This window comes from Streptosporangium amethystogenes subsp. fukuiense, assembly GCF_042665875.1.
Classification (GTDB): Bacteria; Actinomycetota; Actinomycetes; order Streptosporangiales; family Streptosporangiaceae; genus Streptosporangium; species Streptosporangium fukuiense.
Genome location: NZ_JBHTEE010000001.1, coordinates 5,665,516 through 5,680,774, shown reverse-complemented (window position 1 = coordinate 5,680,774; position 15,259 = coordinate 5,665,516). Strand labels below are relative to the sequence as shown.

Below are 15,259 nucleotides of genomic sequence, written 5' to 3'. Positions count from 1 at the left end.
TTCCCGGCGAGCGTGCCCGTCACGACCGGTCGGCGGGTCAGAGTCGCGTGACGGATCCCGGGTCAGCCCGGGGAGGAACTCGGCTTGGGCGACGGAGGGGTTTTCGAGTACTCGGCGCACTTGGCGTCCCACTCGGGGATGCGGAGCAGTGCCGGGTTGGCGACACCGCTCTCGCCGCGTGCCCCGCTCGACGTGCTGGCGAAGGCCAGGCCCTCGACACAGATCCGGGCGACGTTGGGGAAGTTGTCGGCGTTGCGGAAGACCTCGATGTAGTCGACGTCGCCGACCCTGTCAGGCGCCGCGTTCTCCTTCCCACCGCGATCGCCCAGCTGGTCCGAGGAGCAACCGGTCAGCAGGAGGGCGGCGACAACCGCTCCTGTCCAGGCGACAGCCACCGAGCGTGCCATTAGTCACTCCCTGTAACCGGCAAGGTCATCTCGAATATCGGGCGCCGATCTTCCCGACACGGCCAGCATATCCACCGCCGGTCGGCGGTGATCGGCCGACGAATCCCCCATTGAGCCGATCTGGTGAACGGCACCGAAATCACCCTTGAGTCGTCCGCCGAACCCGCCGTGCCTCGCCGGCGGGCAGGAGGCGGGGGTGCCTCCTGCCCGTGGGTGGGCTAGCTGTAGACGCCGAACTCCCAGAGGGAGTGGCCGTACGCGGTGCCGCGCTGGGTGAGGTTCACCCGGACGTATCTGGCCGACGCGGTGAGGTCGATGGAGTCGAACCCGCCGTCGCCGGTCGTGGTCGAGTAGGCGTTGCTCCAGGTCGAGCCGTTGGCCGAGGTCTGGATCTGGTACGCCTTGCCGTACGCGTCCTCCCAGCCGAGTCGGACGTGCCTGATGGCGGTGGTCGCGCCGAGGTCCACCTGGATCCACTGCGGGTCGGCCCACTCGCTGGCCCAGCGGGTCGAGAAGTCGCCGTCGGTCGCCCGGCCGGGGGTGAACGGGCCGCCGTCGCCGGTCGCCTGGTAGCTGGAGGCGGTGGTCGGCTTGCCGAGCGCCACGTTGGTTCCGGCGACCGCCGGCGGGACCACGCGGAAGGAACGTTGCTCGATGCCGACGTTGCCGTGCCCGTCGAAGGCGTACACGTACACCTTCCACACGCCCATCCGCTCCGGCGCGGTCACCGAGAACCTGCCGGGGCCGGTCTGGGTGAACCTGACGTGGTGGAAGCCGCGGTTGCCGTTGACGTGCTTGTCGCTGAACATCAGGTTGTGACGGATCAGGTCGTTGTCCGGGTCGGAGGCGGCGACCTCGACGGTGAAGGGCTTGCCGGCCTGGACCGCGGTCTGCGAGCCGACGGTCATCGAGGTGATCTCCGGGGGCGTGTTCGCCGAGGGCTGCCCGGTGTAGGCCGCCTTGAGCGCGTGGTAGCCGTGCCGGCGCCAGCCGCCGGTGGTGGTGTTGAGCCACACCCCGCCGAAGTCGTTCTCCAGACCGTAGTGGAACTCGGTGGCACCGAGCGCGACGCCCGGGTGGCCCCTGACCGCGTTCCAGGAGGCGGTGTACTGATCCCGCTTCCGCAGGTCGGTCGGCTCGTCGGGCACGCCGTTGACGTCGTTTGGAACCTCCCACTCGCCGTCCGGTCCCGCCTCGGTGACGATGTACGGCTTGGTGTACCCGCCGCTGACCCAGTCCTGCCTGACCGTGTGGATGGCGCCGTAGGAGTTGACCGCGAGCAGGTCGAGGGCGGGGGAGTGGGCCCTGTAGTAGGTCCAGGCGTGGGTGTAGGCGTCGGTGGAGGTGACCGGGTGGCCGGGGTCGGCGGCGTGGATCGCCTCCGCCACCTCGTTGACGAACTTGGCGTACGCCACCCGTCGCTGCTCGACCAGGTCGGCCGGCAGGCCGTGGTCCTGCATGGTGAGGATGACCTCGTTGCCGACGTCCCACATGAGCACGCCCTGGCGGCCCTTGAGGGCGTTGACCCGGGCGACGATCTCGTTCTTCACGCTGGTCTTGTACGCGGTGTCGTTGACGTAGTCGGCGCCCTGGTTGAGCCAGTGCCCGACGATGACCTTGATGCCCTGCCGGGCGGCCCGATCCAGCAGGGCCGGGGTGTGGGTGTCGTCGACGCCCCAGGTACGGATCGTGTTGACGCCCATGGCCGCGAGGTCGCGCATGTAGCCGTCGGCCGCGGCCTGCGGCGGGCCGTAGGTCAGGCCCTTGATCACATACGGCGAACCGTTCACCTGGAGCTGCCAGTTGCCCTGCGAGCCGGTCACCCTGACCGTGCTCGGGCCGGCCGGGGTCACCGGGTCGGTCATGGCGGCGGGGACGGTGCCGGTCTGCCTGGAGACCGAGACCCGGTCCACACTCAGCACGCCGCCCGAGGTGGTGGCGGCGGTCGGTGTGGTGACGCCCGCGAGCGCGTTGGGCAGCGAGCCGCCGATGGCCAGGTCGAGGCGGAGGTAGAAGCCGTGGTGCAGGGCGGCCTTCCAGGCGGCGACGCCGACCTGGCTCTGGCGCACGACCCAGGTCTGCCTGCCGTCGAGGTAGAAGCGGATCTCCTCGTCGGTCCTGGTGCGGTCGACGACCTGGGTGTACTCGTGGTAGCCGCTCTGGCAGCCGTCGCAGGTGGCGAAACCGCTGGTGCGGCCGTCGTACTCGTTGCACACGCCCTCGGGGGCGGTGCCGCAGTGCAGGGTGTTGGCCAGCTGGTCGCGGCCGTTGACGCCGGTCATGATGTCGGTCTCGCCGACCGAGGGCCAGTTGTTGTAGTCGCCGCGGTAGGCGGCGCCGGTCGCCCGGAAGCCCGGCCAGTAGCCGAGGGCGTTCGCGACGTCGGGCTGCTTGAGCCGGGCGCTGAACCTGAGCATCTCGCCGGGCCTGGGCTCGAAGTCGGTGCGCTGGGTCTCGATCCGGCCCGAGGTCCAGTTGCCCGCGCCGTCCTTGATCGCCCTGATGTTCAGGTTGCCGGCGCCGTCGAGGAAGACGTTGGCCGTCCCGGCGCTCATGGTCTCGACCTCGCCGGTGCCCCAGTTCGCGGCGCCGCCGGGATAGGAGGTGCCGGTGCGCAGGATCCAGTCGGCGGCCGAGGGGGAGGTGCCGGCCGCTCCGTCGAAGTCGTCCTTCCACACCTCGGTCCAGGTGCCGGGCTGCTCGGGGCCGCCGGTGCTGCCGTAGATCTGGAACTCCCAGAGCGAGTAGCCGTAGCCGGTGCCCCGGGCGGTGCCGTACATCCGCACGTAGCGGCCGGTGCTGGTCACGTCCAGGGTCTGGGTGCCGCCGGTGCCGGTGGTGGTCGAGTAGACGTCGGTCCAGGACATGCCGTTGCCGGAGACCTGGAGCTTGAACGCCCTGCCGTACGCGGCCTCCCAGGTCAGCACGGCACGGCTGATCGTGGCGGTGGCGCCGAGGTCCACCTGGAGCCACTGCGGATCGCTGAACGCGCTGGACCACCGGGTGCCCGTCAGGTTGCCGTCGACCGCCGCCGCCGCCTCGTAGGCGGCGCCCTCGGACGACGAGGCGGTCGCCGTCCTGCCCTGTGACAGCAGGGTGTCGGCCGCCGCCGCAGGACTGACGAGCGCCAGACCGGAGACGACCAGGGCCGCGAGGGCGGCGATGACCAGAGCTGACCGGAATCGGCCCGAACCACGAGCTGGATGCACGATCTCTCCTCAGAAAGGGGATGCCTGCCGTCGACACGGCAGGGGGGAGAGCGCTCTCCGTAACCGAGGGTGCTGCCGGAGATCGAGCGGTGTCAAGGTCCTTCCTCGCGTGAGCCCGAAACGCGCCGTCGGAAACCTGCCCCCGGCCGAGACGCCCTCTCGGGGGCCGCAGGGGACGCACTCCATGTGTCACGAACATGAACGACGGGCTTCGGGTTGGCTGCCATCCCGCCTTGACAATCCGCAACAAAAGGGATCAACCTCATAGGAGAGCGCTCTCCGTGCCGCCGTTTCCGACGGCCACCCCCCACAGAAGGAGAGGCAATGCACCCATCCCGAAGCCCGGTCAGGCTCCGCCTGGGACTGGTCGTCGCCACGCTCACCGCGCTGGTCGCGGCCGGTCTGGCGATCATCGCCCCGGCCGCCGCGGCGGACGCCCTGCTCTCGCAGGGCCGGCCCGCGACCGCCTCCTCCACCGAGGGAGGCGGGTACGGTGCCGGAGCCGCCTTCGACGGCAGCGACGGGACCCGGTGGTCCAGCGCCGCCGCCGACCCGCAGTGGCTCCAGGTGGACCTCGGTGCCACCGCGACCGTCTCCCAGGTGGTTCTCAACTGGGAGGGCGCCTACGGCAGGGCGTTCAAGATCCAGGTCTCCGGCAACGGCATGTCCTGGACCGACGTCTACTCGACCACCGCCGGCACCGGCGGCACCCAGACCCTCGCTGTCTCCGGCTCCGGCCGCTACGTGCGGATGTACGGCACCGCCCGGGGCACCGGATACGGCTACTCCCTCTGGGAGTTCAAGGTGTACGGCACCGGCGGCGCCGGGAGCACCCCGAGGCCGAAGCCGACGTTCACCGACGAGGTGACCCACCACGAGTTCCAGGCCAACTGCTCCTGGACGGCGGACCGGCCGGACGACCCGATCGTCTACCCCGGCCTGCCCGGCGCCTCGCACATGCACACCTTCGTCGGCAACAACACGACCAACGCGAGCAGCACGGCCTCCTCGCTCCTCGGCGGCGGTACCTCGTGCACCAACCCGCACGACAGGTCGGCCTACTGGTTCCCGAGCTTCTACAAGGGCGACCAGCTGGTCCGGCCGACCGGCGACCAGGTCATCTACTACAAGTCCGGCATCCTCGACTACTGGCAGGTGCAGCCCTTCCCGCAGGGTCTGCGCTTCGTCGTCGGCAGCCCGACCGCGACGCTGGCGGAGTTCCGCGACTCTCCCGGCACCGTCGAGGGCTTCGAGTGCGGCGACCTCTCCCACAGCTGGGACATCCCGACCTCCTGCGTGGCGGGCAGCCAGGTGAACGTCCGCTACCAGTCGCCGAGCTGCTGGGACGGCGTCAACCTGGACAGCCCCGACCACAAGAGCCACATGTCCTATCCCGTCGACGGCTACTGCCCGGCCGGCCACCCGGTGGCGGTGCCGATGCTGGAGTTCAAGATCGCCTTCCCCGCGAGCGGTGACCTGTCACAGGCGCGGCTGGCCAGCGGCCGCGGCTACACCTGGCACTACGACTTCTTCAACGCCTGGGACAGCCCCGCCATTCTCGACGCACTGGTGACCCACTGCATCAACGGTGGTCTCCAGTGCAACCCGCGTGGCTACGACCTGTACAAGCCGCACCGCGGCGCCGCCCTCACGGAGAACTTCGAGCTCCCCTGACCGCGAACGCCAGGTCCCGGCCCGGCGGCCGGGGCCCGGCACCCGCCCCTGACAGGAAAGGCCCAGATGAGACGTGCCGGCGCGATTCTCACCCTGCTCCTCGTGTCCGGCCCGGTCGCAGGCTGCGGTGCCCACTCCCCGGCGGCCGCGCCGGGCCACCGACATGAATCCCCGGCCCCGATCGTCTCCACCGCCCCGGCCGCCACGCCGGCGGCCGGTTTCAACACCACGGACACCGCGTGGCTCCAGTTGATGATCCCGATGGACGAGCGGACGCTGCCCCTGCTCGACCTCGGTGCCGAACGCGGGCACGACCCGGCGGTGCGGCGGCTGGCCGCCCGGATCAGGAAGGCCCATCTGGCCGAGCTCGAACGCCTCAGGGAGACACTGGGACGTACCGGGCTGCCCGCGACGAACGTGCACGAAGGGCATGACATGCCGGGTATGGCCACCGCCGCCGACCTGGCGGCGCTGAGGAAGGCCACCGGCCCGGCCTTCGACCGGCTCTTCGCCGACCGCCTGCGCGAGCACCTCGACCAGTCGGCCGCGGTCGCCCGCTCCGAGCAGGCCGCGGGTGCCGACGAGGGGACGAGGGCTCTGGCCGCCGCCGTCGAGCGGACCCGCGCCGCGCAGCGCGACCTGCTCGACGGCATCCGCTGACCGGATCCCCGCCGTCGGGGCCACCGTTTTCGGACATTTACCATGCGCCGGCGGCATGACGTATTGGAGAGCGCTCTCCGGAAGTGATCTCCAACAGCGAAGGGAAACCAGGTGAGCATCGACGAGCTCGACCGACTGGTGGAGAAGCGGTGGACATCCCGGCGCGGGCCTTCCAGCACTGGTCTGCCGAGCACCACGGCCTGGCGGACTGAGGAGGGCGCCTTCGCGGTGCTCGCCGGACGCTCGGCCGCCGACCTGCCGTTGAGCGTCGGGGTCCTCGCCGGTGAGCAGGCGCCGGCCCTGCGGAAGCCCTCGGGAGAGCGCTCTCTCGTTGTGCTATAAAAGCTTATCGACGTACTCCCACAGCTGAGGCCGGGGGTCTCCACGCTTAAGGAGAGGCGATGGTGTCGGCACCCCCCACACTGGAGGATGTGGCACGGGCGGCGGGGGTCTCCCGGGCCACGGTCTCGCGCGTGATCAACGGAATTCGCAACGTCGATCTCGCGATCCAGGAGAAGGTCAGGCAGGCGATCGCCCGCACCGGCTACGTGCCCAACCAGGCGGCGCGCTCGCTGGTCACCCGGCGGACGGGGGCGATCGCCCTGATCGTCTCAGGGGCCGGCGGCGACGAGGAGAACCCGTTCCCCGGCCATGTCTTCGCCGACCCGTTCTTCGGGCGGGTGGCCGGAGGCGTCGTCGGTTTCCTGCGCCCGCTGGGCATCCACCCGATCCTGATGTTCGCCGACACCCCGGAGAGCCGCGACCAGGTCATCGCCTACCTGCGCCAGGGCAACGCCGACGGGGCCATCCTGGTATCCATCAGTGCCGAGGACACGCTGCCCGGACTGCTCGCCGAGGCCGCGCTGCCCACCGTGCTCTTCGCCAGGCCGGTCAGGCCGATCCCGATCAGCTACGTCGACGTCGCGCACCGGGCCGGGGGCAAGCTGGCCGCCGACCATCTCGTCGCCCGGGGCTGCCGCCGGCTGGCGACCGTCTCCGGCCCGCTCGACGTCCCGGCCGGCCAGGACCGCCTGGCGGGCTTCCAGGAGGCGATGGCCGTCCACGGCCATCCCTACATTCCCTGTGTCGAGGGCAACTTCACGCTTGCCAGTGGCGAGGCGGCGATGGAGCGGCTGCTCGCCGAGCACCCCGACATCGACGGCGTCTTCGCGGCCAACGACCTGATGGCCCAGGGTGCCCTGCTGGTGCTGCGCCACCACGGGCGCCGGGTGCCCGACGACGTGGCCATGGTGGGCTTCGACGACAGCAGTGCGGCGCTGGTCTGCCGCCCGCCGCTCACCACGGTCCGCCATCCCGTCGAGGACATGGCCGCCGAGATGGGACGGCTGCTGCTGGCCCATATCGAGCGGCCGGACCACCCGGTGACCTCACGGATCTTCGAACCGACCCTGGTGGTCAGGGAGTCGGCCTGACCCTGGAGACCGCCACACCGGCGGAGGCGGCCGTGGTAGCCCGCCTCCGCCGGTATGGCGGGGCCGCCTACCGGTCGGCGAGGGGGGTGATCGCCTGGGCGGGCGGTGCGTGCTGGGGGCGGCTCGGCGGGGGGCCCATCGTCTCCGAGCGGGAGATCACCGTGAAGGAGGCATCGAGATGGGTGAGCTTCAGCAGCTTGAGGACCACGGGTGGCGCTCCGGCCAGGAGCAGCGGGGTGTCGTGCTCGCGCGCGTACCGCTTGATGCCGATCAGCGAGCTCAGGCCGCAGGCGTCGATGAAGGTGACCCCGGAGAGGTCGATGATGACCGTGCCGTGGCAGGCGTCGATGGCTTCCTGTACGCGGTCGGACAGTTCCGGCCTGGTGGCCAGGTCGAGCTCGCCGGCCACCGTGATGACCACGAAGCCGCTCGCGTGTTCGCTCGTGAGTTGAAGTGCGTTCATCGCCCACTTCCCTGCAGGCTCACGTGAATGTACGTATCCGGCCGGGGAGTGTCACTCTGACGTCCGGCCTCAGCTCGTCCTCCAGGTCGCGTCTTGCCCGGCGCGAAGAAGGATGGACGATCTGAAGCCACGATACTCCCTAACGGTGCGAACCATCGCTTTCCGTGATCGTGTAGCTTCGAAGCGAAGTGTAGATGCCTACCCGTATATGTGCCAGCTATTCGAGGAAACAGTTTGCGGGTGGCGCGTGCCGGCCCTCGGCCGGAGGGCTCGAAAAGGGTTGGGGCGGTGGTGCGAGAGTTGGCGAAGAGGGCGGTGATTCGGCTGGGAAAGGTGCTCTGAGCTGGGGTGATTCAGTTCGGCGAGTGGCTTGGGGCCAGCGCGTCCAGCGCCTCGCGCAGGCTGCCGCGTACCTCGAAGTGCCGGTCGAGATTGGTGATCGTCAGCAGGTGGGTGATCATGCCGGGGCCCACCACCAGGATGAGGCGGCAGTGGGCCTCCCTGAGCCGGGTGAGGGTGCCCACCAGGACGCCCAGCCCCACCGAGTCGCAGAACGGCACCTTGGTCAGGTCGACCACCAGGCCCGGGACGCCGGCGCCGTCCAGGACGCGGTCGATCTCCGCGCGCAGCCGGGGAGCGACGGCCAGGTCAAGCTCGCCTGTCGCCCGCACGACCGCGCAGGGGCCGCTGCGCCATGTCTGAACGTCGAATGTTGAGATCACGGTCATCACCTCCGTGCCTCGCTGACTGCCCTGGCCGAAGATTGTTATGCGTATAAGTCACTTTTTGCAGATGTTCTCCGTGGCCGTCCTCGCCGCCGGGGTCGCCGAAGGGGAGGCGGTCGGAGTCGCCGGTGCGGCCGGCTCCTTCACGGTGACCTTCTTCGGCGGCTCGTGTTTCAGGCCGACGACCACCTCGATCGCGTCACCGAGGCTCTCCACCTGGCGCGACTCCGCGCCGGGCAGCGCGGCGGCGACGGTGCGCGCCGAGTCCTCGCGGCCCGGGCCGTACCGGACGACCGTCCTCTCGAAGCCCTTCTGCGGGGTGTTGCCGGCCGTCTCCGGCACCAGGAATCCGACCTTCTGCAGCTCGGCCCTGGTCTGCGCGCCCAGCCCCTTGATCGTGGTGCCGTTGAGAACCCGGAGGGAGATCCGCGCGGGCGGTACGGTCAGCGCGGGAGCCGAGGGGGAGGCCGAGGCGCTCGGGGTGGGTGTGGACTTGGCGGGTTTGGTCGGTTTGACGAGCGTCTCGTCGGCGGCGATCCGGCGGAACAGATCCTTGGCCGCATCCTTGTCCCAGAGCACCGCGGACTCGCCGGTCGGCGTCCGGTAGTCGACGTCGGCGAGCGGGACCGTGGCGAAGGCCACGTCGTCCGTGGAGACGTCCTTGAGCTGGTCGGCCAGGCCGAGCAGGTCCTTGCGGAGCGCGTCGTCCACCCGGACCGTGTCGAGGGCGGTGTCGACGAAAGAGGCCAGCCTGATCGGGTTGGTGAGCGTGTCGCCGCTCAGTGCCTGGTTCAGCAGCGCGGAGATCACCTGTTGCTGGCGGTCGATGCGGTCCAGGTCGGAGCGGGCGGTGGCGCGGGTGCGGGCGTAGGAGAGGGCCTTGACGCCGTCGAAGGAGTAGGTGCCCGGCTCCAGGTTGAGCGCGGTCTTCGGGTCGTTGATCGGGACCGGTGTGCAGACCGAGATGCCGCCGAGCGCGTCGACCACGTTGATAAAGCCGAGCACGTTGACCTCGACGTAGTGGTGGAGGGTCAGGCCGGTGGCCGCCTGCACCGTGCGTGTCGCGAGCTTCGGGCCGCCGAGCTGGTAGGCCGCGTTGATCTTGTGCTGGCCCTTGCCGGGGATCGTCGTCCAGGTGTCGCGGGGGAGGCTGACCACGGTGACCCTGCGGTGGTCCTCCGACAGGTGGATCACCATCATGGTGTCGGTGCGCTCGCCGCTCTCGCGGCCCAGCTTGAGCTGGTTCTGCTGCTTGCGGGTGAGATCGTCGCGCCTGTCGACGCCGACCACCAGGATGTTCATCGCGCCGGTGCTCGGCCGCGACTCCTGCAGCCCCGCGTCGACCGACTTGATCTTTGTCGTCGCGTAGTTCGTCAGCGCCCAGGTCACTCCGGAGCTGCCCAGGACCAGGCACGAGAGCGTGCCCGCGATGACGAGACCGCGTCGCCTGGTGCGGGCACCCCTGGCTGACCTGCGGTCACGTCTCGGGTTCAATCGGACGCTGCCGTAGGCGTCGCCGCCCACGTGCACACCCGAATCCTCATGCGGGTCACGCATGCATGGCCCCCTAGGCTCCTGCTGGGTCGATGAGGTACCCGTTCGTACAGTAGCGTGAGCGACGCCATGAAGCAGTTCCCCGACTCGCCCGCGCCGGCGTCGTCTTCCGAGACACGTGTCTGGCCTCCGATCTCCATCGTCATCCCGGTGCTGAACGAGGAGCGCCATCTGCGGGAGGCGGTGCGCCAGGTGTTGTCGCAGCGGTACGAAGGACCGATCGAGGTCGTCCTCGCGATCGGCCCCTCCCGCGACCGCACCCAGGAAGTCGCCGACGAGATCGCCACCGCCGACCCCCGTGTGATCGTGGTCCCCAACCCCACGGGCCGCACTCCCAACGCGCTCAACGCCGCCATCGCCGCGTCGAGCAACAAGATCATCGCCAGGGTGGACGGCCACGCGATGCTCCCCGACGACTACCTCCGGGTCGCGGTCGAGACCCTTGAGGAGACCGGCGCGGACAACGTGGGCGGCATCATGGCCGCCGAGGGCGTCACGCCGTTCGAGCAGGCCGTGGCCCGCGCGATGACCTCCAAGATCGGTGTCGGCGGCGCCAGGTTCCACACCGGCGGCACCGCGGGCCCGGCCGACACGGTCTACCTCGGCGTGTTCCGCCGGGAGGCGCTGGAGCGGGTCGGCGGTTACGACGAGCACTTCCAGCGGGCCCAGGACTGGGAGATGAACCACCGCATCCGCGAGACGGGCGGCCTGGTCTGGTTCCAGCCCCGGATGCGCGTCTCCTACCGGCCGAGGCCCAACCTCAAGGCCCTCGCCAAGCAGTACTTCCACTACGGACGCTGGCGCAGGGTGGTCGCCCGCACCCACGAGGGCACGATCAACCTGCGCTACCTGGCGCCGCCGCTGGCCGTGCTGGCCATCCTCGCCGGCCTGGTGGTCTCCCCCTTCCTCTGGCCGGGCCTGCTGATCCCCGGCGGCTACCTGGCGGCGATCCTGGCCGGCTCCGCGGTCACCGGCAGCGGCCTACCGGCTCAGGCGCTCATCCGGCTGCCGCTGGTCTACGTCACCATGCACATGTCGTGGGGCTGGGGTTTTCTGACCAGTCCGAGAAGGCTCGGCAAGCCGGGCTGACCCACTTCACCGAGGCGGGAACCGGTCAGGGGCGGGCGTCGACCACCTGACCGGTGACACCGGAGGCGAGCACGTCCAGCGAGGTGCGGGCGACGGTGCGCGGGGCGTCGCTCCGCCCGGGGACGACGCAGTTGACCCGCACCCCGCAGCAGGCCCATTCCCCCGCCAGCGCCCGGGTCAGACCGGCCACCGCGGCACCCGCGGCGGAGCGCAGGCCGTCATCGGCGCCCTCGACCCGGGCGGGGGCGTGGAACAGCAGATGGCCCCGGGTCTCGCGAAGATGGGGGAGGGCGGCCCTGGCGATGTTGACCGGGCCCAGGTGGTGCACGTTCACGCTCTCGGCGATCGCGGTGTCGTCCACCGCGTCGAGCCGGCCAGAGGGCGCGGCTCCGGGGGCGTTGACCACGTAGTCGATCCCGCCCGCCTCCTTGGCGGCGTGGGCGAGCGCGTCGGCCACGGCGCCGGGGTCCTCGACGCGCACCCCTTCGAGCGCCCCGGGGAGGCCGGACGGCCCGGGGAAGCGGAACACGCGGGCGCCGTACTCTCCGGCCAGCTCCGCCACCTCGGCGCCCGCGCCGAAGACCACCACGGTCCTGCCCTCCATCGCCTCGCGCAGGGCGAGGGCCGAGGCGGCGGGAACGTCGCTCGCGGCGAGCCGCAGGAGCGTGTCGGCGATGAGGAGGTCCACCGGGTGGGTGACCTTCATGTTCCGCTCGCTGCCGGTCACCACGTGGATCGGCACCTCGGGCAGGTAGCGCAGCAGCACGCCGCAGTCGTCGGTGGGCGGCCGGTCGCCGAAGCCGGGGTCGGCGAAGGCCCGCTGGTACGCCTCGCGGATCACCGAGAGCCGGAAGCACTGCGGGGTCTGGACGCGGCGCAGGGTGGCGCGGTCGGGGACGTCACGGACGATCTCCCCGTCCGGCCCCTGCGAGGTCACCACGATCGTGTCGGAGCTCGGGATCGCCACCTCGACGGCCGAGCAGGTCCTCAGCGCCTCGACGCAGTCGGCGATGATCCTCCTGTCCGCCAGCGGGCGCACGGCGTCGTGCAGCAGCACGTCGCACTCCCGCGGCCCCAGGGCCCGCAGCGCCCGCCAGGTGGTCTCCGGGCGGCTCTGGCCGCCCTCCAGGACCTGAGAGACCTTCGCGAAGCCGTTCCGCTCGACGATCCGCTCCACCTCCCCGGTGAAGCCGGGCGCCATCAGCACGATGACCTCGTCGATCTCCGGTGCCTCCTCGAACAGGGCGAGGGTGTGCTCCAGGATCGTCCGGCCCGCCACCTCCAGCAGCTGCTTGGGGGTGCCGAGGCCGACGCGCCGGCCGACGCCGCCTGCCAGGACCACTCCGACGGTTCGAAGACGCGGTTCACGTTCGGCCAAGACCAGATTCCTTTGACAGTTCGGATATGGCGAGCGTAATGGGTGCGTACCTGATCGTCCGGCGCGCTCCCGTGCTATCCCGTCAAGATCTAGCTACCCTGAGTGCGCACTCCCCGATTCGTACGGTGATCCCGTCGGATACGAAGGAGCCCGGATTGCCTGACTCTCACGCCACCTCCCAGACGGCCGCGGTCGTGCTCGCCACCACCGAGGCGTCCGCGCTGCGCTGTCCCGCCGGAACGCTACTCGACAGGCTGACCGGACAGCTTGCCACACTCTCGGTGCGTGAGGTGCACCTGGTGGCCCGCTCCAGCGACATCATCCACGCGCCCGGCGGCACCCACATGATCGGGGCCGAGGGGTCACGGGGGCTCGCCGACGACCTGCGCAGGGTGGCGAAGGTGGCCCGCTCGTCCATCGGCCCCGTGCTGCTGGTCGCCGGTGACCTGGTGGCGCACACCGAGGCGCTGGCCATGCTCACCGAGCATCCGGCCCGTGACACCCGCGCACTGGTGAGCGAGGCCGACGGGGCCGCGCCGGGGCCGTCACGCCCGCCGGTCAGGATCGACGGCGGGAACGTGGTGGCCGCGGGCACCTCCTTCCACGAGGTGGGCGAGGCGGGTGGCACCTTCAGGGGCGCGCTCCAGGTGGGCGTGTCCGACCTGACGCGCCTCGCCGAGGCCGCCGAGGCGCTCGCCGAGCTCGCCGAGGCGGGCGGCTTCGGCCCGATGGAGGGCGGCGAGGCCCCGCAGCTGCTCCTGGTCGGCCTGGTCCGCGCCGGTGTCCCGGTGCGCGCGGCCGGGCTCGGCCGGCTGCACGGCGACCGGATGGTCGAGCAGGCGGACGTGGACTCGGCGGTGCCGAGGCTGGCGGAGGTCGACGAGGCCGAGGCCCGGCTGGACGGCGCGGTCAAGACCAACGACGGCTTCTTCGCCACGTACGGGGTGAGCTCCTGGTCCAGACACCTGGTGAAGCTCGCCGCCGGACTCGGCCTGACGCCGAACGCGATCACCGGCATGTCCGTCGGCCTGGCCGCGCTCGCCGCGATCTGGTTCTCCACGGGCACCCGGCAGGCTCTGATCGCCGGGGCGGTACTGCTCTACCTGTCGTTCGTGCTCGACTGCGTCGACGGCCAGCTCGCCCGCTACACCCGTGCCTTCTCACCGTTCGGGGCCTGGCTGGACGCCACCTTCGACCGGGTCAAGGAGTACGCCGTCTACGTGGGCCTCGCCTTCGGGTACGCGGCCGGGCTGGACGCCACCGGCGGCGGACCCGACGGCATCTGGGGGCTCGCGGTGGCCGCGATGATCCTGCAACTACTCCGGCACATGATCGATTTCTCGTACGCGGGGGCGCGCGGCGACGCGGCCCGGGTGGGCGCGGCCTGGGCCAGGACACCGGGCTCGCTGGGCGACCCGGCCGACGACGCCAGACGGCCGGTGCCGCTCCGCGAGCCGGAGCGGCGAGCCGCGCCGGCGGGTGCCGGTGCCGTGCGGGCCGCGGACGGCGGGGCCGGGCAGGACACCGGGAGAGCGGCCGGGGACGGCGGCGGGCCGGGCATGGGCAACGCGATCGTGCGGCTCTCGCGGACCATGGAGAAGGCGTCCCCCACCCGCTGGTTCAAGAAGATCATCGTGCTGCCCATCGGAGAGCGGATGGCTCTGATCGCGGTGACCGCCGCCCTCTTCAACGCCCGGGTGACCTTCGTCGCGCTGCTGGTCTGGGGCGGGATCGCCGCGACCTACACCCTCGCGGGCCGGATGGGCAGGTCGTTGAGCCGGTGACCGGAGACGACGGGCGGGCGGCAGGGCGGGGTGGACCCGCCACGGGACGGAAGAGCCCGGGGCGGCGGCTCCCGCCGAGTCGGCCTGCCAGGGGGCAGGCGGTGTCCGTCGCGGGGCGGGCAGGAACGGTCGGGATTTCCGCGGGGCGGCTGGAAGAACGGATGTGATCATGGTTTCTGTGCATATGGCGCCGGTGCCGCGTAGTGCCGTGGTCGCCTACCGGGACGACGGGGTGCCGTCGAGGGCCATGGGCGCGCTGGTCGCCGGGCAGCTACCGCCGCTGCCGCCCGCCATCGTCGGGATGTTCGTGACCGGGGTGCTGCTGCTGGTCGGCGTGGCCGGCACCGACGGGCCGGCGGTCTTCGCCCCCGCGGTGGCGCTGCTGCTCGCCGGTCCGGGCAGCTCCCACCCGCACGACGGCCGGCTCGACTGGCTGGTGCCGCCGATCCTGCGCCTCACCGAGTACGGCTTCGTGGCCTCGGTGGGTTTCGCGCACGACGTGCCGCCGTGGTTGATCCTCCTGCTGCTCGGCGCGATGGCCTTCCATCACTACGACGTCGTCTACCGCCTCCGGCAGCGGGTCTACCCGCCGACCTGGCTGGCCACATCCGGCCTCGGCTGGGACGGCAGGATGCTGCTGGTCGCCCTCGGCGGCCTCGCCGGGCAGGTCACGCTGATGTTCGTGCTGCTCTCGCTGTACCTGTGGTGCCTTTTCGGCTGGGAGAGCATCACCTGCTGGCTGGCCGCCCCGAGGTTCGGGATGGACGCGGCCGACCTCGGCGCACACGATTGAGAACGCCCGGCAAACCCTCGATTACACGATCAGGGCCTGAAGGCAACTAACCTTTGGGGCCTAGGAGTGCCCGCCGGGAGGCTCTCACCC

At 71.0% G+C, this 15,259-nt stretch carries 13 protein-coding genes; 7 read left to right on the top strand and 6 right to left on the bottom strand.

Annotation, left to right across the window (positions count from 1 at the left end; genetic code table 11):
- Positions 1-62 precede the first annotated feature (62 nt).
- Positions 63-407 (bottom strand): hypothetical protein, encoded by a 345-nt coding sequence (locus tag ACFQVD_RS24185; RefSeq protein WP_343981228.1) that lies wholly within the window; start codon positions 405-407, stop codon positions 63-65.
- A gap of 218 nt (positions 408-625) precedes the next feature.
- The gene (locus ACFQVD_RS24180; protein ID WP_343981225.1) at positions 626-3,616 is read right to left on the bottom strand and encodes a galactose-binding domain-containing protein; all 2,991 of its coding nucleotides are present in this window, start codon (positions 3,614-3,616) and stop codon (positions 626-628) included.
- A 324-nt stretch (positions 3,617-3,940) separates the two neighbouring features.
- Here ACFQVD_RS24180 and ACFQVD_RS24175 point away from each other — a divergent pair, with 324 nt between their 5' ends.
- From ACFQVD_RS24175 to ACFQVD_RS24160, 4 genes are all read left to right on the top strand, one after another.
- Positions 3,941-5,290, top strand: a complete 1,350-nt coding sequence (locus tag ACFQVD_RS24175; RefSeq protein WP_343981222.1) for a DUF1996 domain-containing protein — start codon at positions 3,941-3,943, stop codon at positions 5,288-5,290.
- Positions 5,291-5,356: 66 nt separating this feature from the next.
- Positions 5,357-5,950, top strand: a complete 594-nt coding sequence (locus ACFQVD_RS24170; RefSeq protein WP_343981218.1) for a DUF305 domain-containing protein — start codon at positions 5,357-5,359, stop codon at positions 5,948-5,950.
- Positions 5,951-6,061: 111 nt separating this feature from the next.
- Positions 6,062-6,292, top strand: a complete 231-nt coding sequence (locus ACFQVD_RS24165; protein WP_343981215.1) for a hypothetical protein — start codon at positions 6,062-6,064, stop codon at positions 6,290-6,292.
- Between the two features lie 59 nt (positions 6,293-6,351).
- A complete protein-coding gene (locus tag ACFQVD_RS24160; protein ID WP_343981212.1) occupies positions 6,352-7,383 on the top strand; it encodes a LacI family DNA-binding transcriptional regulator in 1,032 nt (343 codons plus the stop codon).
- 67 nt (positions 7,384-7,450) lie between these two features.
- Here the strand turns inward: ACFQVD_RS24160 and ACFQVD_RS24155 are convergent, their stop codons facing one another.
- The 3 genes from ACFQVD_RS24155 to ACFQVD_RS24145 form a co-directional block, all read right to left on the bottom strand.
- A complete protein-coding gene (locus tag ACFQVD_RS24155) occupies positions 7,451-7,846 on the bottom strand; it encodes an STAS domain-containing protein (RefSeq protein WP_343981208.1) in 396 nt (131 codons plus the stop codon).
- Between the two features lie 353 nt (positions 7,847-8,199).
- On the bottom strand, positions 8,200-8,568 hold the full coding sequence (locus tag ACFQVD_RS24150; protein WP_343981205.1) for an STAS domain-containing protein: 369 nt from the start codon (positions 8,566-8,568) through the stop codon (positions 8,200-8,202).
- 57 nt (positions 8,569-8,625) lie between these two features.
- Positions 8,626-10,128 carry an LCP family protein gene (locus tag ACFQVD_RS24145; protein ID WP_343981202.1) on the bottom strand — a complete coding sequence of 501 codons (1,503 nt, stop codon included), beginning with the start codon at positions 10,126-10,128 and terminating at the stop codon, positions 8,626-8,628.
- A 66-nt stretch (positions 10,129-10,194) separates the two neighbouring features.
- Here ACFQVD_RS24145 and ACFQVD_RS24140 point away from each other — a divergent pair, with 66 nt between their 5' ends.
- Positions 10,195-11,214, top strand: coding sequence for a glycosyltransferase family 2 protein (locus tag ACFQVD_RS24140; protein ID WP_343981324.1), 1,020 nt, complete (start codon positions 10,195-10,197; stop codon positions 11,212-11,214).
- Between the two features lie 25 nt (positions 11,215-11,239).
- On the opposite strand, the gene ACFQVD_RS24135 is transcribed toward ACFQVD_RS24140, so the two are convergent.
- Positions 11,240-12,592: a bifunctional cytidylyltransferase/SDR family oxidoreductase gene (locus ACFQVD_RS24135; protein ID WP_343981199.1), complete on the bottom strand. Its 1,353-nt coding sequence runs from the start codon at positions 12,590-12,592 to the stop codon at positions 11,240-11,242.
- Positions 12,593-12,747: 155 nt separating this feature from the next.
- Between ACFQVD_RS24135 and ACFQVD_RS24130 the strand changes: the two genes are divergently transcribed.
- Together ACFQVD_RS24130 and ACFQVD_RS24125 are read left to right on the top strand one after the other, a co-directional pair.
- The gene (locus tag ACFQVD_RS24130) at positions 12,748-14,376 is read left to right on the top strand and encodes a CDP-alcohol phosphatidyltransferase family protein (RefSeq protein WP_364147282.1); all 1,629 of its coding nucleotides are present in this window, start codon (positions 12,748-12,750) and stop codon (positions 14,374-14,376) included.
- A 169-nt stretch (positions 14,377-14,545) separates the two neighbouring features.
- Positions 14,546-15,169 carry a DUF5941 domain-containing protein gene (locus tag ACFQVD_RS24125; RefSeq protein WP_343980393.1) on the top strand — a complete coding sequence of 208 codons (624 nt, stop codon included), beginning with the start codon at positions 14,546-14,548 and terminating at the stop codon, positions 15,167-15,169.
- Positions 15,170-15,259: the final 90 nt, after the last annotated feature.

What these genes read in the sequence shown, in the direction of transcription:
- ACFQVD_RS24155 (WP_343981208.1), bottom strand. Translation starts at nt 7,846, where the DNA reads ATGAACGCACTTCAACTCACGAGCGAACACGCGAGCGGCTTCGTGGTC.
- ACFQVD_RS24145 (WP_343981202.1), bottom strand. Translation starts at nt 10,128, where the DNA reads ATGCGTGACCCGCATGAGGATTCGGGTGTGCACGTGGGCGGCGACGCC.
- ACFQVD_RS24185 (WP_343981228.1), bottom strand. Translation starts at nt 407, where the DNA reads ATGGCACGCTCGGTGGCTGTCGCCTGGACAGGAGCGGTTGTCGCCGCC.
- ACFQVD_RS24160 (WP_343981212.1), top strand. Translation starts at nt 6,352, where the DNA reads ATGGTGTCGGCACCCCCCACACTGGAGGATGTGGCACGGGCGGCGGGG.
- ACFQVD_RS24175 (WP_343981222.1), top strand. Translation starts at nt 3,941, where the DNA reads ATGCACCCATCCCGAAGCCCGGTCAGGCTCCGCCTGGGACTGGTCGTC.
- ACFQVD_RS24140 (WP_343981324.1), top strand. Translation starts at nt 10,195, where the DNA reads ATGAAGCAGTTCCCCGACTCGCCCGCGCCGGCGTCGTCTTCCGAGACA.
- ACFQVD_RS24170 (WP_343981218.1), top strand. Translation starts at nt 5,357, where the DNA reads ATGAGACGTGCCGGCGCGATTCTCACCCTGCTCCTCGTGTCCGGCCCG.
- ACFQVD_RS24125 (WP_343980393.1), top strand. Translation starts at nt 14,546, where the DNA reads ATGGTTTCTGTGCATATGGCGCCGGTGCCGCGTAGTGCCGTGGTCGCC.